This is a genomic window from Streptomyces sp. NPDC037290, from assembly GCF_055603245.1.
In genome coordinates this window covers 105,957-127,840 of the sequence record NZ_JBVJVZ010000004.1, presented here as the reverse complement: position 1 = coordinate 127,840, position 21,884 = coordinate 105,957, and the positions used below count along the sequence as shown (strand labels likewise).

18 protein-coding genes are annotated in these 21,884 nt (G+C 72.6%); 13 read left to right on the top strand and 5 right to left on the bottom strand.

The window, feature by feature from the left end:
- The first annotated feature begins 88 nt into the window (after window positions 1-88).
- Window positions 89-2,620: a tetratricopeptide repeat protein gene (locus ACZ7HQ_RS15415; RefSeq protein WP_470989339.1), complete on the top strand. Its 2,532-nt coding sequence runs from the start codon at window positions 89-91 to the stop codon at window positions 2,618-2,620.
- Between the two features lie 184 nt (window positions 2,621-2,804).
- On the opposite strand, the gene ACZ7HQ_RS15410 is transcribed toward ACZ7HQ_RS15415, so the two are convergent.
- The gene (locus ACZ7HQ_RS15410) at window positions 2,805-5,795 is read right to left on the bottom strand and encodes an AAA family ATPase (RefSeq protein WP_470989336.1); all 2,991 of its coding nucleotides are present in this window, start codon (window positions 5,793-5,795) and stop codon (window positions 2,805-2,807) included.
- Window positions 5,792-6,955, bottom strand: a complete 1,164-nt coding sequence (locus tag ACZ7HQ_RS15405; RefSeq protein WP_470989333.1) for an exonuclease SbcCD subunit D — start codon at window positions 6,953-6,955, stop codon at window positions 5,792-5,794. Before ACZ7HQ_RS15405 ends, ACZ7HQ_RS15410 begins: the two co-directional genes overlap by 4 nt.
- 551 nt (window positions 6,956-7,506) lie before the next feature.
- Between ACZ7HQ_RS15405 and ACZ7HQ_RS15400 the strand changes: the two genes are divergently transcribed.
- The 12 genes from ACZ7HQ_RS15400 to ACZ7HQ_RS15345 all read left to right on the top strand — a co-directional run bounded on the left by ACZ7HQ_RS15400 (window position 7,507) and on the right by ACZ7HQ_RS15345 (window position 19,703).
- On the top strand, window positions 7,507-7,899 hold the full coding sequence (locus ACZ7HQ_RS15400; RefSeq protein ID WP_470989330.1) for an SAV_915 family protein: 393 nt from the start codon (window positions 7,507-7,509) through the stop codon (window positions 7,897-7,899).
- Window positions 7,896-8,186, top strand: coding sequence for a DUF6317 family protein (locus ACZ7HQ_RS15395; RefSeq protein ID WP_470989328.1), 291 nt, complete (start codon window positions 7,896-7,898; stop codon window positions 8,184-8,186). The genes ACZ7HQ_RS15400 and ACZ7HQ_RS15395 overlap by 4 nt, the downstream gene beginning before the upstream one ends.
- 20 nt (window positions 8,187-8,206) lie before the next feature.
- Window positions 8,207-9,502 carry a WXG100 family type VII secretion target gene (locus tag ACZ7HQ_RS15390; protein WP_470989326.1) on the top strand — a complete coding sequence of 432 codons (1,296 nt, stop codon included), beginning with the start codon at window positions 8,207-8,209 and terminating at the stop codon, window positions 9,500-9,502.
- Window positions 9,503-9,518: 16 nt separating this feature from the next.
- The gene (locus tag ACZ7HQ_RS15385; protein ID WP_470989323.1) at window positions 9,519-10,109 is read left to right on the top strand and encodes a hypothetical protein; all 591 of its coding nucleotides are present in this window, start codon (window positions 9,519-9,521) and stop codon (window positions 10,107-10,109) included.
- A 319-nt stretch (window positions 10,110-10,428) separates the two neighbouring features.
- The gene (locus tag ACZ7HQ_RS15380) at window positions 10,429-10,827 is read left to right on the top strand and encodes a hypothetical protein (RefSeq protein ID WP_470989320.1); all 399 of its coding nucleotides are present in this window, start codon (window positions 10,429-10,431) and stop codon (window positions 10,825-10,827) included.
- 168 nt (window positions 10,828-10,995) lie between these two features.
- The gene (locus ACZ7HQ_RS15375; RefSeq protein WP_470989317.1) at window positions 10,996-13,338 is read left to right on the top strand and encodes a hypothetical protein; all 2,343 of its coding nucleotides are present in this window, start codon (window positions 10,996-10,998) and stop codon (window positions 13,336-13,338) included.
- 49 nt (window positions 13,339-13,387) lie between these two features.
- Window positions 13,388-14,851: a hypothetical protein gene (locus ACZ7HQ_RS15370; protein ID WP_470989314.1), complete on the top strand. Its 1,464-nt coding sequence runs from the start codon at window positions 13,388-13,390 to the stop codon at window positions 14,849-14,851.
- Window positions 14,848-16,098, top strand: a complete 1,251-nt coding sequence (locus ACZ7HQ_RS15365; protein ID WP_470989311.1) for a PP2C family protein-serine/threonine phosphatase — start codon at window positions 14,848-14,850, stop codon at window positions 16,096-16,098. The genes ACZ7HQ_RS15370 and ACZ7HQ_RS15365 overlap by 4 nt, the downstream gene beginning before the upstream one ends.
- Entirely contained in the window at window positions 16,095-17,327 is a 1,233-nt protein-coding gene (locus ACZ7HQ_RS15360) for a protein kinase domain-containing protein (RefSeq protein ID WP_470989307.1), read from the top strand. The genes ACZ7HQ_RS15365 and ACZ7HQ_RS15360 overlap by 4 nt, the downstream gene beginning before the upstream one ends.
- A gap of 54 nt (window positions 17,328-17,381) precedes the next feature.
- Window positions 17,382-18,086, top strand: a complete 705-nt coding sequence (locus ACZ7HQ_RS15355; RefSeq protein WP_470989304.1) for a vWA domain-containing protein — start codon at window positions 17,382-17,384, stop codon at window positions 18,084-18,086.
- Window positions 18,083-18,508, top strand: a complete 426-nt coding sequence (locus ACZ7HQ_RS15350) for a hypothetical protein (protein ID WP_470989301.1) — start codon at window positions 18,083-18,085, stop codon at window positions 18,506-18,508. The genes ACZ7HQ_RS15355 and ACZ7HQ_RS15350 overlap by 4 nt, the downstream gene beginning before the upstream one ends.
- An 805-nt stretch (window positions 18,509-19,313) precedes the next feature.
- The gene (locus tag ACZ7HQ_RS15345) at window positions 19,314-19,703 is read left to right on the top strand and encodes a hypothetical protein (protein ID WP_470989298.1); all 390 of its coding nucleotides are present in this window, start codon (window positions 19,314-19,316) and stop codon (window positions 19,701-19,703) included.
- A 1-nt stretch (window position 19,704) separates the two neighbouring features.
- Here ACZ7HQ_RS15345 and ACZ7HQ_RS15340 read toward each other — a convergent pair whose 3' ends face one another.
- From ACZ7HQ_RS15340 to ACZ7HQ_RS15330, 3 genes are all read right to left on the bottom strand, one after another.
- Window positions 19,705-20,331: a YigZ family protein gene (locus ACZ7HQ_RS15340; protein WP_470989296.1), complete on the bottom strand. Its 627-nt coding sequence runs from the start codon at window positions 20,329-20,331 to the stop codon at window positions 19,705-19,707.
- 117 nt (window positions 20,332-20,448) lie between these two features.
- Complete coding sequence (locus ACZ7HQ_RS15335; RefSeq protein ID WP_470989293.1) at window positions 20,449-20,991, bottom strand: SixA phosphatase family protein; 543 nt, start codon at window positions 20,989-20,991, stop codon at window positions 20,449-20,451.
- Entirely contained in the window at window positions 20,988-21,776 is a 789-nt protein-coding gene (locus ACZ7HQ_RS15330; protein WP_470989290.1) for a hypothetical protein, read from the bottom strand. Before ACZ7HQ_RS15330 ends, ACZ7HQ_RS15335 begins: the two co-directional genes overlap by 4 nt.
- Between the last annotated feature and the right edge of the window lie 108 nt (window positions 21,777-21,884).

The window sequence follows — 21,884 nt, the reverse complement described above, 5'->3', positions numbered from 1 at the left end:
CCCTTCCGAGTTGCGACGACTTCCCCATCAGCGCCGGAGATCGCCCAGTTCAGAGACGTATCGGGTGCCACATGGGCACGATGGTGCGATGAAACGCGACGGAGCGGGGGTGGGAGACAGCAGGCCCACGGGCGCACGCAGGCTGATTGCCCGGCCCGTGGTGCCACCAGGGCCGCTGCGCACGCTCAAGAAGCTGATCTACAAGGCCTACGTCGCGGCTGGCGCGCCCACTCTGGACACCATGGCGAGAGCGATCGCCGCCGATGACAAACTCACCGCCAGTCCTGCTCGGGACACGATCAACCGCATCATTGGGGACCCGACAGCACCCGCGAAGCAGGCGGACATCGTCGCTTTGATCACCGCCCTGACGCGCATGGTGGGCGGCAACACTCAGCAGGCTGCCCGAGAGGCCGCTGCACTATGGACGCAGATACAGCTTGCCGAGCCGCTCGGCCGCCCGGTGAGCGATATTGATCCCTACGACCTGGAGGTCCATCACGCGATCACCGTGCGAGGGGCTGTCGGCCTGCCGACCTATGTGGAGCGCGGCCACGACGTCGAATTGCGGCGCATCGTGGCCGAAGCCATCGCGGGCAACAGCCGGCTGGTGATGCTGGTTGGCACGTCATCGTCGGGGAAGACCCGTGCCTGCTTCGAAGCCATCCAGCAGCTTCCGGACGGCTGGCGGTTGTGGCATCCCATCGACCCTGATCGGCGCCAGGCTGCTCTCGCTGACCTCCACAGGGTTGGCCCGAAGACCGTTGTCTGGCTCAACGAAGCTCACCACTATCTGCTGGACCCCCAGCATGGCGAGCCGATCGCTGCTGGACTGCGCACCCTGCTGGCCGACTCCACCCGGGCTCCGGTCCTGATCCTGGGCACCATCTGGCCTGGCCCCGGATACTTCGACGACTTGCGGGAGACCCCTCAGCCGGGCGGCACGGGCCCAGACGGACCAGTACCGCCGCGTCGTCCACCCGGACACAAGGACCCATACGGACAGGCCCGAGTCCTGCTCGCCGGGCGAGACCTACACGTCCCCACGGCTTTCACTCCTTCCCAGATTGAGGAGATCAGCAGGTCGAATGACCCGCGGCTGGCCACAGCCGCACGCGCCGCTCACGACGGCATGGTCACTCAGTACCTGGCCGCGGGATTCGAGTTGGTCGCCCTACACAGCGAAGCCTCCCCCGGGCCAAGGGCCCTCCTCGACGCGGCGATCGACGCCCGCCGGCTAGGCCACCCGCTCGGCCTCCCCCTCCCCTTTCTGGCCACGGCAGCCGAGGCCTACCTCACCGACACCGAATGGGATCTGCTGCCAGAGGACTGGGTCGAACAGGCCTTGACGCAGCTCACCAGACCGGTGAAGGGAGCACGCGGCCCGCTGCACCGCCAGAAACGCCCTCGTGGCTCCGTCGGCTCTCCGTCTGCCGCATGTGGCCAGACGTACAGGCTCGCCGACTTCCTCGTAGACCACTTCCGAGCCGCGCGACGGGCGCAACCCATCCCTCCACTGTTCTGGAAGGCTGCCATATGGCACTGCGAGGGCGAAGCCGCACGGGACCTCGCCTCGGCAGCAGCCGCCCGTGGGCTCACAGAGACAGCCTGCCGATTGTGGGCCAAGGCCGGCGAGCACAGGAAGATCGCCCAATTGCTCATAGACTCGGGCCGCCTGAACGAAGCCATACCGTGGCTCGAGCAAGCACACAGAGCTGGGGATACCCAGGCCGCCCCCTTGGCCGCCAAGGAGTTGGCACGCGCGGGCCGACTGGACGAGGTGCCGCAGTGGTACCAACTCAGCCCGGGAATCGACTCCGCACAGGCCAATTGGCGGATCGCCGAGACCTTGGCCGAGGCAGGACGGATCGATGCCGCCCTGCCCTGGTTCGAACGCGCCGCAGCGGGAGGGGACACCGACAGCTTGCTGGCCGCAGCCGGGGCGCTGGCGGACAACGGTCGGCTGACAGAAGCACTTTCCTGGTTCCAGCGGGCCGCCACATCTGGTGACACCGACGCCTACGCGGCCGCGGCCGAACGGCTATGGGATGCCGAACGTATGGACGAAGCACGGTCCTGGGTGGAGCGCGCCGAGGAAGCAGGGCCCACAGGGGGTCTCCGACTGGCATTCGAGGAGATGGCGAGAGCGGGCGAGCCCCAGGACGCCTCGACCCAGGCCCCACGAGCTCCCACAGCGGGATCCGCCGATACCAGCCCGCCGAAGCACGACCGACCCACACCCATCCGTCAGCTCGGCGAGGTCTCCGAATGGGCAGCACGTGCTGCCGCCAAGGCAGAAGCCCAGCCCTTGGCCACGGCCAGACGCCTGGCGGATGCAGGCGAGGTGGACAAAGCATTGGCATGGGCTGAAGAGGCCGCTGCAGCCGGCGATGCCAGTGCCCTGATGTGGGGTGCCCAACGACTCGCGGACGAAGACCGGTGGGCCGAGGCCTTCTCCTGGTGCGAACGCGCTGTCGCGGCAGGCAGTGAACTGGCCGCGCACCTCGCCGTGATCAGCCTGCACGAGCTCGGCCGTACCGCGGAAGCCGAACAGCTTGATCGCTACGGATGGAGCGCACAAGGAGGCATCGCGGCTGCCTGGCGACTCGACGAGAGCTAAGGGCAAGAGTGGACCATCCGCCCAAACCTCGGCAGTCGAACCGAGCTCTACGCATGCAACCCCCCAAAGATCGCGAACTCAAAGCGGTAGTCAATCGAATCCTCCACCAATCGCCACCAGCAGCTGCGGACACGCCCCCAGGCCCGACTCACGTGACGGCCGCCAGGTGCCGGTTCGCGAGCCGTCACACTCCCCGCTGCCGCAGCGCAGACCCCGATCTTCCCTTCACGACCTCCAGCTGGGCGTGGATCCGGCGGCGCAGGTCGGCGACATGGCTGACGATGCCGACGCTGCGGTCGCGTTCGCGCAGGGAGTCCAGGACGTCCAACACCTCGTCGAGGGTCTGGTCGTCCAGGCTGCCGAAGCCCTCGTCGATGAAGAGGGTGTCGAGCCGGACGCCGCCGGCCTCGTCGGTGACGACGTCCGCGAGGCCGAGGGCGAGCGCGAGGGAGGCGAAGAAGGTCTCGCCGCCGGACAGGGTGGCGGTGTCGCGTTCGCGTCCGGTCCAGGCGTCGACCACGTGCAGCCCGAGTCCGCTGCGGCCCCGTCCGGTGCGGTCGTCGGAGTGGACGAGGGTGTAACGGCCCGACGACATGCGCTGCAGCCGTGCCGTCGCGGCGGCGGCGACCTGCTCCAGGCGGGCCGCCAGCACGTACGACTCCAGGCGCATCTTGCGTTCGTTGTCGGCGGAGGTGCCCGCGGTGAGGGCGGCGAGGCGGGCGATCCGGTCGTACTCCTCGCGGAGCGGGGCGAGCTCTCGTACGGCCTCGGTGGCGCGTGCGGAGAGGCGGTCCAGTTCGGTGCTGCAGCGGGCTGCCGCGTCGCGCGCGGACGCCGCCTCGCGCAGCAGGTGTTCGGCCGTGGCCGCCGCGCGCTCGGCCGTGGCCAGGTCGGCGGGCGGGCGCTGGGCGGCGGCCGCGGTGTCGGCCTCCGCCAGCACCGCGCGTACGGCGGCCTCCTCCGTCTGCCAGGCGTCCAGGCGGTGCTGGAGCTCGCGGTGGGCGGCGGGGTCCAGGAGGGCGTCGGCCGCGGCCTGCGGGGTGTCGAAACCGGCGCGGTAGGCGGCGTCGGCGAGGCGGGCGTCGGCGTCCTTCAGTCGCTGGGCGGTGTCCTCGGCGGTGCGCGCCGCGTCGGCGGCTTCGGTGAGCAGCGCCACCTGCCGCTCCAGCTGCGCGGCGCGTGCGGCCACGCTGCCCGAGCCACCGCGTGCCGTGGTCAACTCCGCTTCCAGCTGGGCCTGTTCGCGCTCCAGGGTCTCGCGCCGGGTGAGCCGGGACGCGGCCCGTACGGCGGCCTGCTGGCGGTCGGCGAGGCGCTGCTCGCGCTCCCGCTCGGCCCGCCGCAGCTGCTCGTGGGCGGCGTGCAGCGCGGAGGCGTCGCGGCGGGCGCGGGTGCACTCCTCCTCCAACTCGACGGTGAGCGCTTCGAGTTGCCCGGTGGGCGTGTCGCCGGCCTCGGCGGTGGCTGCGGCCAGGGCCTCGCGGACGACGCCGAGGCGCCGTTCATCCTCGGTGCGCCGGGCGTCGGCCTGCTGCCAGGCCTGGTGGGCCCGGTCCTCGGTGTCGCGGTCGACGTGTCCGGCGATCTTGCGGGCCGGCGCGGGGTGTTCGGTGGCTCCGCAGACGGCGCACGGCTCGCCGTCGGTGAGGTGGGCGGCCAGCTCGGCGGCGATGCCGTTCAGGCGCTGTTCCTTGACATCGAGCCAGTGGGCGCGGGCGTCGAGGGCGCGCTGCTCGGAGGCGAGCGCCGCACGCCAGGCATCCTCCAGGTCCGCGGCCAGCTCGTCCCGGGTGCGGGCCGCGCCCAGGCGCCTGCGCATCGGCTCCCGCTGGACGGCGAGCTGCTCGGCCCGGGCGGCGGCCTCCTGCGCGGAGGCGACGCGGGACTGCAGTGCCACGCGCGTGGTGTCCCATTCGGCGAGCCATGCCTCGGCCTCGCGGAGCACGTCCTCGTCGGCGCGCTCCTGCCGGTCGAGCCCGGACCGTTCCTCGGCCAGCTCGGCGAGCCGCCGCTCGGCGCGCCGGGCCGCGTCCAGGCCGCCCAGCTCCTCGGCCGCCCGGCGGGCGGCGGCGGCGAGCCCGCCGGCACCCGCGTCGGCGTGGTGGTCGGGGAGCATGCCACGCGCGTGTGCCTCGGCCCTGGCCGCCCCGCGGTGCTCCTCCTCGGCGGCCTCGCGCAGCTCGAGCGCGGGCGCGACCGCCTCGGCCTTGCGGGCCCGCTCCATGCGCTGCCGGTTCTCGTGGTGGGCTCCGGACCGCTCCTGAAGCCGCTCGGCGCGCCGGCGGCCCTCGGCGAACCGGCTCTGCAGGCGGGCGAGTTCGCGCGCGTCCTCCAGAACGCGCCGGGTCTCGGCGTGGGCGGACTCGGCGGCGGCGAGACGGCAGTGGGCGACGGTGAGGCGTTCGCGGGCGGTGGCGCGGGCGACGGCGGCGGCGCCGAGCACGGCGTCGGCGAGGCCAGGGTCGCCGGGGGCCAGCTCCGGCAGATCCATCGCGTCGCCGGCCTCCTGCTGCATACGGTGCGCGTCGGCGAGCAGTGCCGCGTCGCCCTCACGCACGCGTGCCTCGGTGGCACGGCGGCGTTCGGCGAGGCGCTTCTCGACGTCGGCGAACCGCTGGGTGTCGAAGAGGCGGCCCAGCAGCCGGCCGCGGGCCTCGGCGTCGGCGCGCAGGAAGCGGGCGAAGTCGCCCTGGGGCAGCAGCACGACCTGGCAGAACTGCTCGCGGCTCATGCCGAGCAGCTGGGTGATCTCCTCGCCGATCTCCTGGTGGGAGCGGCTGCGGTCCTTCCAGACACCGGTCGCCGCGTCGTACTCGCGCAGCCAGGTCTGGGCCTTGTCGACGGTCGTGCCCTTGCCGCGCAGCTTGGGCCGCTCCCAGGGCGGCTGCCGGGTGATCTCCAGCCGGCGCCCGGCGACGGTGAGGTCGAGGCGGACCTCGGTGCGGGTACGCGGCTCGGCGTGGTCGCTGCGCAGGTGCATGCCCTGGCCGCTCTGCCGGGCACCGGGCACGGAGCCGTACAGGGCATAGCAGACGGCGTCCAGGACGGAGGTCTTGCCTGCGCCGGTGGGTCCGTGCAGCAGGAACAGCCCGGCTGTGGACAGGGCGTCGAAGTCGACGCCCTGGGAGCCGCCGAAGGGCCCGAAGGCGGTGATGTGGAGGCGGTGCAGCCTCACCGGGCCACCTCCCGTACGGCGTGGTCGGCGCGCACGGCGTCGAACGCCTCACGCAGTACCGCCGCCTCCCGCTCGTCGGGCCCGGCGCCGCGCACATGGGCGACGAAGTCCTGGGCGATCTGCTGGTCACTGCGGCCCGCGAGGCGCCGGGCGTACGACACCTGGGGGTCGTCCGGGGCGCGCTCGGGTGCGAAGACCAGGCTCAGGGTGTGCGGGAAGCGCTCGGTGAGCCGGGCCATGGGATCTGCGGGACGGACCGCGTCGGTGAGGGTGGCCTCGACCCAGGCGTCCTCGTGGCGGGCCAGCTCCGGATCGGCGAGGAGGTCGTCCAGCCTGCCCTTGACCCGGGCCAGCGGGCGTGGCACCGGGCAGTCGAGGCGCTCGGCGAGGACGGTGCCGTCGGCGTCGAGGTCGATGAGCCACATGCTCTTGCGGTGGTCGGCCTCGGAGAAGGAGTAGGCGAGCGGGGAGCCTGAGTAGCGCACGCGCTCGGTGAGCGTCTGGCAGCCGTGCAGATGGCCGAGCGCGACATAGTCGACGCCGTCGAAGACTCCGGCCGGTACGGCGGCCACGCCGCCGACGGTGATGTCCCGCTCGCTGTCGCTGGTCTGTCCGCCGGTGACGAAGGCGTGGGCGAGGACGACCGAGCGGGTGCCGGGCGCGCGGGTGGCGAGGTCGGCGCGGACCCGGTCCATGGCGGCGCCGAGCACGGCCTCGTGACCGGCCTTGTCCACCATGAACTCGTCCTTCACGAGGGCGGGTTCGAGGTAGGGCAGGCCGTAGAAGGCCACGTCGCCGTGGGCGTCCGCCAGCACGACCGGGGTGCCGACGGCGGACGGCTCGGTGCGCAGGTGGATGCCGGCACGGTCGATGAGTCCGGCGCCGACGCCGAGCCGGCGGGCCGAGTCGTGGTTGCCGGAGATCATCACCGTGGGTACGCCGAGGTCCGCGAGGCGGTGCAGGGCGTCGTCGAACAGCTCGACCGCGGCGAGCGGGGGCACCGCGCGGTCGTACACATCGCCCGACACGACCACCGCGTCCACCTCGCGCTCACGCGCGGTGGTGACGAGGTGACCGATGAACTCGGCCTGGGCCCCGAGCATGTTCACCCGGTGGAAGGCCCGGCCGAGATGCCAGTCGGACGTGTGCAGCAATCTCATAAAACGGCCCTGACCTGCCTGTTTCTCTCGGTAACGCCCCAAAACCAACACAAGCCGGGACGGGAAGCCCAGGCCGGCACTCATCACGCTAGCGCCTGCCGGCACCTGATTCACCACTGACCCCACATCGCGATCTCCCGGCCCGGACGCCTCCAATTCCGTCGATCACCGGAAGGCGGTCCGGCGAGACACGGGAAGCTTTTGCCCGTTCTGATATCGAATGTCGCGCCAGGAGGGCAGCCGCTCCTCCTGGCTGCCCGGCTGCCAGATGACCCCGGAGGACTCCTCATGGTTCCAGCGCGTCCCGGCCCGCGCCGGCGGTGGGCAAAAAAGGCGATTCACTGCCTTTCCAGTGGATTGCCAGCCAGTGGGAAAAATGACACGGATGGAGTTGTCTGCGCAAAAGCACGCCGTCAACTCGCTTTTTGCAGAACCTTGATGGGGCGTCGCCCTGTCTCGCGTTCCCCTGGTGTTTCGAACGCGCGTAAAGTGCCAAGGAGCCGGCGTAATTCCACAATCACGCCCACGACCGGTGTCGATCCCAGGTGCGCATGTCTACTTCATATTCCTCTCCGTTCGATGGCTACGACCGGAATCTGACGCCGCCCGCCGAGCGTCCGAAAGCACCGATCGAACCGGACACGGAGGTACTCGTCCCCGCACACCCGCGGTACGCCGCGGATCCGGGGCGCCGCCCCGCGATAGGTTTCGAACTCCTCCAGGGTGCCGACGGAAACCCGGTGGCGGTGGCGTTCACCAGCCCCGCGAAGCTGGTCGCCGCGCTCGGCGACGCGCAGCCGTGGGTGGCGGTGCCGGTCGGATGGTTCGCCCGGGCGATGCACGACAACGGGCTCGGCCCGGTTCGCGTCGATCCGCAACTCCCGCCCGGTGTACGGGTCTGGAGCGCCGAGGACGTCAGAAGCTACACGGAGGCAGTCCAGTGACCGACCTGAAAATCGTGACGTCGGACGTGACAAACATGGCGGCCACGTTTCACACCGAGGCCAAGTCCTACGCGCAACTCCACACCTCCGTGAGCCCCGCCGTCGCAAGCTCAGGCGATGACGGTCTTGACCACACGATCCGGTCGATGATGGACGCGATCTCCGGTCTGCACGCCAGGCTCGCCGGCCGGATCGAGGAGCACGGCGATCTCCTTGACGCCGCGGTCAAGCACTTGACGCACCGCGACATCGACGTGCACGGGCTTTTCGAAGACCTGATGGGATAGCGAGACGGGGGACACACGCTGTGACGGATTCCTGGGTGGGCGGCGACATCGACGGTCTGGCCGCCATGGGCACCGCCCTCACCGGCGCCAAGGAGCAGCTGGACGACATCGTCAAGCCGCTCAGCAAGGGAGTCGACAAGCTCGTCAAGGACGCGGGCTGGAAGGGTGAGGCAGCCGAGAAGTTCGAGGCTGCCTGGGCCAAGGACGCGATCACCGCCGGCGGCTTCGCCGAACTGGTGTACGCAGTGGGTAAGGAGCTCACCGGCCTCTCCACCAACCTGTCCTCGGCCAACACGGCACTGCAGAACGCCGCCCATGTCGCCCAGAAGAAGGGCGTGTCCGTGGGGCCGAAGGGGGAGCCCGTCCCCCTCGCGACGAACAACCCGCCCTCCGCGAAGGAGGAGCAGGCAATAAAGGACAACAACGACTACGCCACCCTCTACACGGAGCTGATGCACCAGGCCCAGCGTGCCCGGCTCCTCGCCGCCGAGCGCATCGGCCGGCTCTACGCCGAGATCGACCCCAGCGAGCCGATGCAGAAGGGCGACAAGATCGTGGTCGCCGACTACCTGCGCGGCCTGTGGACCGCTGGGGCGGAGGGCGACCGGGCGCTCGGCCTGGACATGGCCGACGACATCAAGCACGCCCAGGAGGAGCACGACAAGGCACTGTCCGCGCTGAAGGACGAGGAGGCCAAGTTCCGGACGGCGGACGCGAACCTCCCCAAGGCCTTCAAGCTGCGCGGGGAGTGGCAGGCCGCGGCCGACCAGCTCGACAGCCTGGAGGGGCGGCTGGCCGGGCTGGAGAACGGCAGCTCCCATATGCCGTACGACCGGTACCTCAACTACAAGATGGCGGACGTCCTGCGAGGCAGTGAACTCGCCGAGGGCGCTCCCCGGTTCCTCAAGGAGATCCCGGTCATCGACGTCGCGGCCACGGTGGCCGTCGGTGGTCTGGAGGCCAAGCAGGACCACGACGAGGGCTGGTCCTGGGGCCACTCGGTGCTCGTCGACGTAGGCGGCGGCCTGGTGGGCCTGGGTGCCGGTGTCGCTCTCGCGGCCTCGATCCCGGTGGACGGGGTGGTCGCCACGGCCGCGGTCGGCGGCGCGGTCGTCGTCGGCGTGGGAACCTTCGCCGACAAGCTGTTCCACGAGCACTGGAGCGAGGACTGGGACGACCACGGCGCGGTCGTGGGCACGCTGTACGGCATCGGCCACTCCGGGACCGAGGCGTGGCATGCGGGCGAGGGTATGGTGACCGGCGCCGGCCACTGGATCGGCGACAAGTCCAAGGCGCTGTGGCACAAGATCTTCTGATGTTGGTGGGGACGACATGAAAAGTACGGCGGACGGTGTCCCCGGGGAGCAGGTGGAGCCGGCGGCGATTCCGCGCCTGGGCACCACCTGGTTCGACCGGGGCGCCGGGTACTGGCTGCGCCGGATCGCACACGGCTGCTTCCAGTTCGCCCTGCTGCTGTTCGCCGGGCTCGTCGTGACCGCCTTCTACGCGGGGTTCTGGGAAGCGGTGCGGGTGCCCCGCTCCGCGCGTACCGCGGTGTACGCGGTGACGGCGGTCGCCTGCCTGCTCAGCCTCGTCGCGGGTTTCGTACGCGCCCGGCGCGCACCGGTGGAGATCCCCACCCCCGAACAGGCATGGCGGGAGCACCGTTCCCGGCAGCGCAGGAACGCCGCCTCGGCCGCCGGCGGCCGCTGGACGCTGCTGCTCCTCGCGCCCGTCCTGCCCGCCACCATCGCCTGGGCGATCGGCACCTGGGCCGCCCCGGCGCTCGCGCGCCGCACCGCCGCCGAGATCGGCGCCCGCGAGGACTACGAGCGCCGGGTGCGTGAGCAGGAGGAGCGGGCCGAGGCCGCCCGACCGCTCCCGCCCCGCAACCGGGCCGAGCGCCGCCACGGACGCCGCTGAGCGCGAGCCGGGCCGGTTGCCCAACCGGTCCGCGTCGCCGCCCAGTTGACCGACTCGCGCGGCCCGGCGTCCGACGGAGGCATTGAGCGGTTGCTCCCGTCCTCGTCACTTCACCCTTCTCCTCCCGTACCGGCCCTGCCGTGCCGGCGAACGCCGTGGTCCCGGTTGCCGTTTGCGGGCAATCGTCGGCGAGCGGTCGGATTGCTCGGAGACGGTTCAGGTTCGGCGAATTTCAGCCAATGTGAGAAGAAGCACTCCGTGGCCCGTCGGCGTCGCCTAGATTGGCTGCCCTGTTCGGGCGGGATTTCGGGGGAACGCGATGGATCCGGTGACGACCGTGGCAGCGGCGGGAGTAGCGCTCGTGATCAAGGGGGCGCTGGAGACGGCGGGACACGAGGCCGGCCGCTCGGGCTGGGCCGGCGGTACCCGCCTGCTGGAACGGATCCGCGCGCGCTTCCGGGGCAACGCGGACGCGGAGAACGCCCTGGGCCGGCTCACCGAATCCCCGGGCGACGAGGGCGCCCAGCAGGCGCTGCAGCGGCAGCTCGCCGCGCACATGCTGCTCGACCCGGACTTCGAGGCGGAGGTCCGCCGGTTCGTCGACGAGGCCGTGGCCGCGCAGGGCCGGTCCGGGGCCCAGATCAGCGCCGCGGTCATCAAGAACGCCCACGTGATCAACGGCAACGTCGAAGTCCAGGGGAACTGGACGACGTCGTAACTCCGCCACTGCCGCCGGACCGGCCGGATGTCCGGTGCACGGCAGGGCCCCCGTCCTCCTTCCGCCACCTGGCCCGGGGCACGCGCGAGCGTGCCGGGTGGCCGCCGTGCGCACGGCGGCCACGCCACCGACCGCACCGCTAGATTCGAAGGCCGAAGAAACAAGATCATGAGCGAGGACAGCGATTCCGCTGCTCCCCGGTCCCTGGCCGACTCCGCGGACCGCACGGGCGATCCGCCCCGGCGCAAGGACGGGGAACCAGCCAAGCGGGGCCACGGCGCGGAGGCAGGTGCGGCGGAGCCCGAGAAGGACACCACGGCGCCGGACCCCGAGCCCCGGCCCGCGGACACCGAGGAGCACGACGGTCCGGTCAGCGAGAAGGACGCCCTGCGCTCCCTGACCGAAGGCAGCGGGCGGGCCGGCGCCGAGCGGTCCGAGGCGCTGCGGGCCGGGGCCATCGCCGACGAGATCGCCCGGCGGCTGAGCGCCGACGCCTCCGGGACCAGCATCGGGACACTCGCGCTGTTCAACGCGGACGTGAGTTTCGGCGGCGGCTTCCACAGCGGCGGCGCCCCTGCCGGGGGACCGCGAGCGGGTGGCGTGTCCGTGCTCGCCATGGACGCCACCGACATCGCCGATCACACCGAGCTGTTCGTCGCACCGGAGGGCTACGGCGAGGTGCTGGACGCCCTGCGCGAACAGCGGGTGCTGGTGCTCACCTCCGCGCCGGGCGGCGGCCGGACGGCCGTCGCCGTGAACCTGCTGGCGGAGGCGCTGGCCATGGACGGCGGCGGCGGGGGCTGCCACCGACTGCTGAGACCCGCGACCGTGCTGGAGGCCGGCTGGGAACCACCGGTGAAGAACTCCGGCTACCTTGCGGCACTCGACGACGGACCCGGCGTCGACGACACGTTCACCTCCGCCTTCCTCGGTGGGCACACCCACGGCACGGCCCAGTGGGCCGCGATCGTCGCCGCGCTGCGTGCCTCCGGCTGCTTCCTGGTCCTGACCGGCGGTCACGACCTGGACGTCCTCGCGGCCGGACCGGGCGGCGACCAGGTGGCCCGGCACACCCTCGTCCCGGTCGACCCCCTGGCCATCGTCGAACGGCGGGTGCTCGGCCACGGCGGCAGCCCGGACGCGTACGCCGATCTGCACCGGTTGCTGGAACGCACCGGTGCCGGGACGGCGCTGCGGGAGCAACCCGCGGCGCGCAACGCCGCCCGGCTCGCCTCGGTGATCCGCGCGGACGGTGACGTGACCGCCGAGGTGGCCCAGCTGCGCGACCCGAGCGAACAGGTGCGGGCCTGGTTCAACCGGTACCGCGTCCCGGACGCGGTGGCCTTCGCGCTCGCGGCCGCCGTGCTGGAGGAGTGCGGCTACCTCACCGTCGCGGACGCCGCGGTGAGGCTGCGGGCGGCCCTGGTCGCCCCCGAAGCCGCCCCGCCCGACCTCCGGTTCGGGGACCGGCTCGGGCATGAACAGCAGTGGATCCGGCTCGACGTGCCCGGCGAGGGCGGCTTCGCCGCTCCGCGCGTCCGGTTCCGCAACGCGCTGCTGGGGCAGGCCATCCTGACCTACGCCTGGAACCTGCTCGACGGGCGCCGCGAGGCCTTGCTGGGCTGGCTGCGCGGCCTGCTGAGCCACCGTGACCTCGAGGTGCGGGCCCGGGCCGCGGTCGCGGCCGGCGTACTGGCGCGGACCGATCCGCAGTACGCGGTGCACCGGTTCCTCACCACCTGGGCGGGCAGTACCTCCTGGCCGCTGCGGCAGGCCGCCGCCACCGCCCTCGGGGTGGCGGGCAGCCGCCCGGAGACGGCGGAGGCGGTGTGGGAGCTGCTGCACCAGTGGGCCCGCGGCGACGCCTCCGCCCACCAGCGCCGGCTTGCGGGCACGGCTGCGAACGCGGTGGGCGGGCTGCTCGGCCGTGCGGACCCGGACCGGGCCGTGGCCGTCCTGCGCAGCGCACTGGACCGGGAGGACGACTGGGGCACCCTGCCGTCGGTGGCCTGGGGCGGCGTCCACCTCATCCACCAGGGGCAGACCGCGGCGGTCCTGGAGGCCTACCTGAACTGGTCCGAACCGCAGGACCTGTCCCCCATGGTGGTCAAGTCGCTGTCGGCGTTCGTGTTCGCGGTGTCCCAGCCGTACGAGAAGCCGGTCGTCGGCACCACCGACGACCGCGGCCACGCACGCGTGCCCGGCGTGCCCGTCCTGCTCAGCGAGCTGCCGCGGCACCACGACCGGCTCGTCGAGCTGTGGGCGCGCGCCCTGGCCCGCCGGCCGGTGCAGGACGCCGCGTTGGAAGCACTGCACGCGTGGATCGACGACCACGCCGGCAAGAGCCCGGGCTCCCTCGACGCCATCGGCGCGCTGCTGCGGGCCGTCGCCCGCCGGCCCGGACGGCACGGCGAGCGGCTCACCTGGTGGCTGGAGAAGTGGGCCCACGACCGCGACAAGCCCTCGGCAGGCGCCGCCCGCCTGCTCCGCACACTCGACCACGCCCGGTGAGGCCCACCGCGCGGGCGCTGTCCGCGACAGCACCGAAGGAGGGGGAGACATGCAGGAACAGACCTACGACCCGGTCCTGAGCAGCGACGACATACCCAAGTGGCGGCTGGTGAACCCGCTGCGGGCACCGGCTCCCGGCCGGGCCCTGGTCCTCGTCCGGGACAGCGGCCCCTCGCTGACGGTCCGCAGCGGCGAGGAGATCCCCTCGGCGCGCTTCGGGGCGTACCGCAGTGTGTTCACCGTCGACATGACCGAGCACCGGCTGATCCTGGACATCCCGCTGCTCAGCCGTGACGCGACGTTCTCGTTCCGCAGCCGCGTGGACCTCGTGTGCCGGGTCGCCGACCCCGCCCAGGTGGTCGCGCGCGGCATCCGTGACATGAGCGGCGCGCTCTACGGCTATCTGCGCAAGCAGCTGCAGTCGGTCGCCCGGAACTACGACATCGGCGAGTTCCACGAGACGGAGATGGCGCTGAACGCGGCCCTGACCGCCTTCACCGGCGACGACGCGATCCGGCTGCGCAACATTCAGATCGAGCTCCTCGTCGACGAGGAGGAGATCGCCGGCAGCGGGCGCGAGTACCGGGACGTCGTGCGCGAGACCCGGCTCGAGGGCATGCGCCGCAGACGGCACCTGGACATGATCCGCGAGGAGGGGGTCGACAGCCTGATCGCCGGGCTCATGGAGAAGGAGGGCCCGCGGGCCGCCCTCGCCTGGATCGAGAAGGGCGAGGCGGAGAAGCGGGAGGTCCGGCGCGAGGTCATGCGCATGGTCCTGGAGCGCGGTGACGCGGACCGGGAACCCTTCGAGCAGGCGGAGCTGGAGCGCGCCGTGCTGGAGGAGGTACTGCGGGACGGCGACGGCCTGTTCGACACGGCCACCCGGCGCGGGCGGCTGCGCGGCAGTCTCGCCCGCGCTCTGGAGCCCGGTGCCGACGACCGCGACGAGGACCGGGGCGGGCGCGGCGCAGAGCGCGAGCCGCTCAAGGGGGAGGTGCTGCGGGACCGGTACGGCTACGACGCCGAGCGGGCCCCGGACGGTGCCCGCCCCTGGGAGGAGGGCGCAGCCGGCTCCCGGCTGTCCGGCACCGGCAGCCGGCGCCCCCGGTCGGAGCGGCCCACGGGACCGCCTGAGGACGAGCCGCTGCCCGGCGCGACGGGCGGACGCGCCGCCGAGGACCGCGCCTCACGAGCTGAGCACGGCGACGACTGGGCACCTCGTGCCCTTGACGAACTCCGCACCGACCGCGGTACGGCAGCCGATTCCCGGGACGACTGGCGTGCCGACGGCGGTACGGAACCCGGTCTCCGCGACGAACGCCGCACCGACCGCGGTACGGCGGACCGTGCCGGTGCCCGCGGCGACGGCGGTACGGCCGAGCGGCGTACCGACGGCGACGGCGGTACGGCCGAGCGGCGTGCGGACGGCACCGCCTCCAGGGTGAGCCGCGTACGGGGTACGGCCAAGAGGCAGCGCCCGGACACGTCCGACAGCAACGGGGAGCGTCGATGACCGGCCACCAGGAACACACCGCGCAGCCCCCGGCCCCGGTCGGCGCGCCGGCGGGGTACCCGGCTCTCCCGCACGGGCAGGGTTCACCGGCCGCCGCCCCACCGCCGCCCCCGGCCGAAGGCGCGCTGTCCCCGTCCGCCGCGCCACCGGACGGCGGGCCGGCCGGGCGGCCGTTGCCGCAGCGGATCTGGTGCGTGGACCACGTGGGGCTGCTGGCGGTGTCCGTGTGGACCGAGCAGGTGCCGGGGCGCGGCGAGGACGCGGAGCCGTTCGTGGCCCATCACAAGGAGAGTGACCAGGGCATGCTCGCGGTCTTCGACGGATCGGGCGGTGCCGGCGCCGCTCCCGTCTGGCAGGCCTCCGACGGGGAGAGCCGTACCGGCGCCTGGGTGGGCTCGCGGGTCGCGCGGCTGGCCACGGACCACTGGTTCCACGACGTCGCGGCGGAGGGCGAACTGGCGGCCCCGGACACCCTGCGCAACTACCTCCAGTACTTCCTGGGCCATGCGCCGCAGCGCCGCAGCAAGATCAGCGGCACCATGCGCCGCCAGCTGCCCACCACCCTCGCGGGCGTGCACTACCGGCTGGTGCGCCCCCAGGACAAGCCGCAGCTGGAGCTGCGGCCGCTGTGGGCCGGTGACTCGCGCGCGTACGTGCTGCGTCCCGACACGGGTCTGCAGGTGCTCACCCGGGACCACACCCGGGAGAGCGACGCCCTGGAACTGCTGCGCACGGACCCGCCGATGACCAATCTGGTGTGTGCGGACCGGGACTTCGAGGTCGGCGGTCAGCTGCTGATCCACCCGTTCCCGTGTGTCCTGCTGGCGGCGACCGACGGGTTCTTCGGCTATGTGCACACCCCGGCCGACTTCGAAGCCCTGCTGCTGAGCACGTTGCACGATGCCGGCACCGTGGAGGAGTGGTCCGACCTCATCCGCCGGGCGGTACAGGCCTGCACCGCGGACGACGCCTCCCTCGCCCTCGTGGCGCTCGGCTATCACGGCTTCAAGGACCTGCGCGAACAGTTCACCGCGCGTCTGGACGAGCTGACCGACCGCTATGTGCGCACCCGACCACGCGGCCTGGACCGCCTCTCCGCCGCCGGGGCGGGGCCCGGCCCGGCCGCCGCACCGGAGGACCTCGCGGACCTCCCGGCCCGGGTCCGCGCCTGGCAGGACAGCACCTGGCACACCTACCGGCCCGGCTACGAGACCCATCTTCCCCCGGCACCCGAGGAGCACGCATGAAGCAGGGCGATGTCATCGGGGGCTACCGCATCATCAGCGAGCCCACGAACGCCAACGGCGGCAAATGCATATGGGCGTTCGCCGAGAAGGGGGGCAACCAGTACTTCGTCAAGCGGTTCCTGGAGCCCAAGCGGCCCCGTGACGACGCGGCGGATTCACAGAGCGTGCGCATACGGCGCCAGCTGGCCCGCGAGTTCGAGGAGCGGCACCGCACGATCATGGAGCGGCTGCGCCCGGACGCCCGCGGCGGCGGGAACCTGGTGCTGGCCACCGACTTCTTCCACGAGGGCAGCACCTACTACAAGGTCACCGAGCGGATCGACACGACCAGCCTGGAAAAGCCGCAGGCCCTGGACCCCCGCCAGAAGATGGTGCTGCTCAAGACGCTGGGCAACAGTCTGAAGCAGCTGCACGACATCGACATCGTGCACGGCGACCTCAAACCGTTGAACGTGCTCGTACAGAAGCGGGACGGCGCCACGTTCCACACGGCGAAGCTGATCGACTTCGACGACTCCTACGTCTCGGGGCGGCCGCCGGAGCCCGACGACATCGCGGGCGACTCGGTCTACGGCGCCCCGGAGTGGCGCCGCTACATGCAGCGCGACGACTCGGTCGGCCCCCAGCACCTGACCTGTGCGGTGGACGTCTTCGCGCTCGGGCTGATGACCCATCTGTACCTGACGGGCGAACTGCCGCACCACGACAGCCGGTACGGCTCGCCGGCCGACGCCGTCAACGCAGGCGAACACCTCGACCTGGACACCCGGCTGTCCGACGACATACTCGGGCTGCTGCGCGCGATGACCGCCCGCGCCCCGGGCAGCCGCCCGCGGATCGCGACGTTCCTCAAGACGCTGTCCGACCCGAAGGTGTGCGCCCTGCAGCCCCGCCGGCCGGGGACCGCCAAGGTCAGGCCCCCGGCAGACCCACCCGGTCCGACGCCCGGATCCGCGAAGCCTTCCCCTCCGGGCACGCGCACCAGCCGGATCAAGGCCAAGAACCTCACCCCGGCCCCGCGTCCCGGCACCAGGCCGCCCCGGCCGGAGCGGCCCCGCACCCCCGCCGAGACCGACAGGCCCGCGCCCCCGGCGACTCCCGAGCCGCCGGCACCGCCCGCCCCACCGGCGACCCCCGCGACACCGCCGGCCACCGACGCCCCGGCGGAACGCACCTCCCGCGTGCGCATCAACCTCGGCGACCGGCGCCCGCGCCCCGGCTCGTCCTGACACCGGTCGCACCGGCGACCGACGCACCCGCCCGTACCACCCAGGAGACTCCATATGAGCAACGTCGAGCAGTACCAGGGGAATCTGCAGTACGCCGTCGACATCGTGCTGTGCATCGACGCGACGGGCAGCATGTTCCCCGTTCTCGACACGGTGAAGTCGAGCGCCCTGCAGTTCCACGACCGGCTCAACGACGTGATGGCGAAGAAGGGCAAGGCGATCAGCCAGCTGCGGCTGAAGGTCATCGCCTTCCGCGACTTCGGCGACGACGCCTCGAACGCCGTCCAGCAGACCGGGTTCCTGCACCTGCCCGAACAGGCCAGGGACTTCGAGGAGTTCGTGCGCGGCATCGACGCCTCCGGCGGAGGCGACATTCCCGAGTCGGGGCTGGAGGCACTCGCACTGGCCGTCAACTCGCCCTGGGAGCAGGGGCTCGACCGCAGGCGTCACGTCATCGTGATGTTCACCGACGCCCCGGCGCACGCACTGGGCAAGCACGCCTCGGTGCAGGGGTACCCGGCAGGGATCCCGCGCAGCCTGGACGAGCTGTTCGAGCAGTGGGGGTACGCGCGCAGCCAGACCGCGGTGATGGAACAGTCGGCGAAGCGTCTGGTGCTGTTCGCGCCGGACCAGGCGCCGTGGTCCGATCCGATCGCCGAGGAGTGGGACCTCACGCTGCACTTCGCGTCCAAGGCCGGACAGGGCCTGGAGGAGTTCGAGATGGACGAGATCATCGAGACGATCGCGAACAGCCTGTGAAGCTGGACTGGCCCGATTTCGAGCTGGACTGCGACGAATCGGGCTACCTGACGTTCCAGTGGCACCGCTACGGCCGGGTCAGGTCGCTCGTGCGGCACTGCTCGCAGCTGCGGTTGCTGCCGCAGGGCTCGGACGGGCTGTCCCAGTGGGTCTTCCATCTGCGCTTCCCCGAGGGGCCGACGCCCGGGCTCCTGGTGGTCCGGGTGGACGTCCCCGCGGACCGGCAGAAGGAGGCGGAGGACTACACCGAGCTGCTGCGGCGGCGCTTCGGCATCCCGGAACACGCGCCGGACACCGCCGAGGAGCCCGAGCTGAAGCGAGTGCCGCTCGACACCGCGGAGTGGCTGATCGCGCCCGCCTCCGCCGCGTCGGAGGAGTTGTTCGCCGCGGTGACGGCCCGGGTCGACAGCGACACGGGCTGACCGCGCGCCCGTACGGACACGAGAAGGAGGGCGGCACGACGTGGCGGCATCGGCCAACTGGCGTTGCGGGGACTGCGACACGTTCAACGCACCCGCGGATACGTCCTGTACGACCTGTGGCGGGACCCGGCGTGACACCGCGCCGCTCCCCCGCGGGTCCGGGCCGAAGCCGGCCGCGAAGCCACGGCCGGAACCGGGCGCGAAGCCGGCAGCGAAGAAGCCGGGCTCCGGCGGGGGCGCCGCGCGCCCCGCCGCGAAACGCCCCGGGGGTGCCGGACGCCCGCCTGGCCCCTGGCGCTGCGCCGCGTGCGACACGAACAACGCGCGCACGGACCTGTCGTGCATCGCGTGCGGCACGGCCTGGAAGGCTGCGAGGAAGACCACCCCGAAGCCGCCGGCGCCCGGGGATCCGGCCGCCAAGAGACCAACGCCCCGCAAGGCACCACCCAGGACGTCCACGCCCCGGAGCACGCCCCCGTCGTCCTCGACGCCCCGGTCCACGCCGCGCAGCACCGCCTCCTCCCCCACCACGCCCCCAAGCGCACCGCGGACGCCGCGTGCGGGCACGTCCGGTACGGCGGGCGGGCGGGGGGGCACCTCGTCCGGCGCGTACCGGCCGCGCACCGAGACAGGCGTCTTCTTCCCCACGTCCGACACCACCGGCTACCGGCCGACCTCGCCGCATGTTCCGAGCGCCCCGCCCCCGCGTCCCGTCCGCACCCCGCCGCCCAGAGCGCCGTACACCCCGCCCGCCAGGAAGTCCGGCACCGGAGGCTGTCTGAGCGGCTGCATCGGGGTCTTCGTCGTGCTCTTCCTGTTCGGTCTGGTGGCCCGGGGCTGCGACAGCTCGGCGCGGTCCGACGGCTCGAGCGGCACCAGCGTCGCGCCGACCTGCCCGGACCGGATCGCCGCCGAGCTGCCCGACGGGGACGGCGCCGAGCTGGTCCAGGCGTTCCGCACGAAGAACAAGCAGATCACCCTGTGCCGTACGACCGCCGGATCGCTGTACTACTACGGCGAGTTCAGCGACGGACGGGAGCAGGGGATCGCCATGGAGGCGAAGGCGACGGGCGACGGTTACGAGGCCCGCAACGGCGTGTACCGCTATGTCATCCATGGCGGTGTCGTGACGATTTACGAGTCGGGCAGGCAGATCGGCGAGGAGCGTCTGACCCCGGAGCCGTCACCGTCCTGACTCACGCGTCACCGTACGCCTCACCACCGAGTTCGAACCGCGCCGTGCCCGCCGTCACATCCGCCAGCCAGGCGCGGAAGGCGGCCACATCGGCGTCGGGCAGGCCGATCTCGATCGTCACGGCCTCGCCGTAGCTGACGTCGCGCACCTCGCGGCCCGTGGCGCGCAGGTCGTTCTGCACCTTGCCCGCGCGCTGGTGGTCGACGGTCACCGTGGCCAGCCGGAAGCGGCGCCGGGTGAGCGTGCCGAGGGTGTCGAGGGCCTCGCCGACGGCACCGCCGTAGGCGCGGATGAGTCCGCCGGCGCCGAGCTTGACGCCTCCGTAGTAGCGGGTGACGACCGCGACGACGTAGCGCATCTCACGGCGCAGCAGCATCTGGAGCATGGGCACGCCGGCGGTGCCGCCCGGTTCGCCGTCGTCGCTGGCCTTCTGCACGGAGGCGTCGGCACCGATGACGTACGCCCAGCAGTTGTGGGTGGCGTCGGCGTGCTCCTTGCGCACGGAGGCGATGAAGTCCTGTGCCTCCTGCTCGGTGGCGGCCGGGGCGAGGGCGCACAGGAAGCGGGAGCGGTTGATCTCGATCTCGTGCACGCCCGTGCGGGCTGCCGTGCGGTACTCGTCCTGCATCCCGCCAGCGTATGCGCTCCGCCGGGAGGGCCGGGACGGGAGGTGCACGGCCGGGGTGCCGGTCGTCCGCGGGTAGGTCGTGGCCGGTCGCGCGGTTCACCCGCGCCCCTTCGGGTGCTAGCCCTTTCGTCCGCGGGGCACGGTGAGCGCCGTCAGGAGGGCCACACCGGGGCCGAGGGCCGGCCAGCCGGTGCCGTGCCAGGACAGGACGGCGATCGCGGAGGTCGGGAACTTGGTCCGCAGCCGGTCCAGGGTGTCGTCGAGGCCGTCCCCGGCCAGTTCCAGGACCAGGTCCTCCAGACCGGGGTTGTGCCCGACGAGCAGCAGGGTCTCCACCTCGGGCGGCGCCTCGCGGACCGCCTCCAGCAGCTCGGGTACGCCGGCCGCGTACAGCCGCCGGTCGTAGCGCACCGGCGGCGGAGTGCCCCACTCGGCGGAGGCCAGTTCCCAGGTGCGACGGGCGCGTACGGCCGTGGAGCACAGGGCGAGGTCGGGGAGGCAGTCGGCGTCGGCGAGGGCCCGTCCGGCGGCCGGGGCGTCACGCAGGCCGCGCGGCGCGAGCGGCCTGCGGTGGTCCTCGACGCCCTCGGGCCAGGCGGACTTGGCATGCCGCAGCACCACCAGCCGGCGCAGCGGGCCCGCGCCCGCCCGCGCGATCACGCGAGGCTCCCGAGGTCACGGGCGAGGTCGAGGGCCAGCAGGCGGTCGGCGTAGGCGTACGTCTCGAAGCGGGCTCCGTCGGGCAGGTCCGCGGCACCGGCCACGGAGCTCAGGACGTCCAGCACCGCCGGCAGGTCGAGATCGTCCTCCCACGCGGAGCGCAGCCGGGCCCGCACCTCGTCGGGTACCGGTCTCGACGGCTGCCGCGCCCACCCGGCCACGGCCCGCCGCCACCCGGCCAGCCGCCCGGCGGCCTCGCCCAGCACCGCGGCGTCCAGCCGGACGGGTTCGCCGCGCGGCACGGACAGCAGGGCCAGGCGGAGGGCGTCGGGGGCGGCGAGCAGGGCGGGGAGCGCCGGGTGCGCGGGAGGCTCGGTGAGCTGGGGCGTATCCGGTGCCGGGCCGTCGGGCGGACCCGGCCTCCACTCCACGGGTGCCACCCGCATCACCGGACCGGCGCCCAGGACGTCCGTGGGCTCGGACGTCACGTGGATCGCCTGGGCCTCTCCCAGTCCCGATGCCAGGTCACGGCCGTCCTCGAAGGGGCGGACGGACAGGGTGGCCGCCGCTGTGCGGAGCTCGGCGTGGCGGTGGGGGGCGGTCAGGATCGTCCAGACGGGGGTGCCGGAAAGTTCCAGGGCGCGAACGAGAAGGTCGGCGGTGAGCAGCACGCGCAGGGCGGTCGGGTCGAGACCGGAGGCGTAGGCCTCGATGCGGGTCAGACCGCGGCGGGCGGGCGCGGCGGGAACGGGCTCACCGGTTCGGGCGTCGAGGATGCGCAGCACGGGGCGAGCGTAGGCGGGCGGGCGGTCCCGCGCAGGCACCTTGCGCCGATTCCGGACATGGTGGCGGCCGAGGGACGGGAATCCGGACCGCCGGGGTGCTGTTGCCAA

Bases quoted from the DNA above. Each gene is read 5' to 3' on its own strand.
- ACZ7HQ_RS15380 (WP_470989320.1), top strand. From the start codon at position 10,429: ATGGATCCGGTGACGACCGTGGCAGCGGCGGGAGTAGCGCTCGTGATC.
- ACZ7HQ_RS15360 (WP_470989307.1), top strand. From the start codon at position 16,095: ATGAAGCAGGGCGATGTCATCGGGGGCTACCGCATCATCAGCGAGCCC.
- ACZ7HQ_RS15375 (WP_470989317.1), top strand. From the start codon at position 10,996: ATGAGCGAGGACAGCGATTCCGCTGCTCCCCGGTCCCTGGCCGACTCC.
- ACZ7HQ_RS15415 (WP_470989339.1), top strand. From the start codon at position 89: ATGAAACGCGACGGAGCGGGGGTGGGAGACAGCAGGCCCACGGGCGCA.
- ACZ7HQ_RS15340 (WP_470989296.1), bottom strand. From the start codon at position 20,331: ATGCAGGACGAGTACCGCACGGCAGCCCGCACGGGCGTGCACGAGATC.
- ACZ7HQ_RS15400 (WP_470989330.1), top strand. From the start codon at position 7,507: ATGTCTACTTCATATTCCTCTCCGTTCGATGGCTACGACCGGAATCTG.
- ACZ7HQ_RS15370 (WP_470989314.1), top strand. From the start codon at position 13,388: ATGCAGGAACAGACCTACGACCCGGTCCTGAGCAGCGACGACATACCC.
- ACZ7HQ_RS15385 (WP_470989323.1), top strand. From the start codon at position 9,519: ATGAAAAGTACGGCGGACGGTGTCCCCGGGGAGCAGGTGGAGCCGGCG.
- ACZ7HQ_RS15355 (WP_470989304.1), top strand. From the start codon at position 17,382: ATGAGCAACGTCGAGCAGTACCAGGGGAATCTGCAGTACGCCGTCGAC.
- ACZ7HQ_RS15405 (WP_470989333.1), bottom strand. From the start codon at position 6,955: ATGAGATTGCTGCACACGTCCGACTGGCATCTCGGCCGGGCCTTCCAC.
- ACZ7HQ_RS15365 (WP_470989311.1), top strand. From the start codon at position 14,848: ATGACCGGCCACCAGGAACACACCGCGCAGCCCCCGGCCCCGGTCGGC.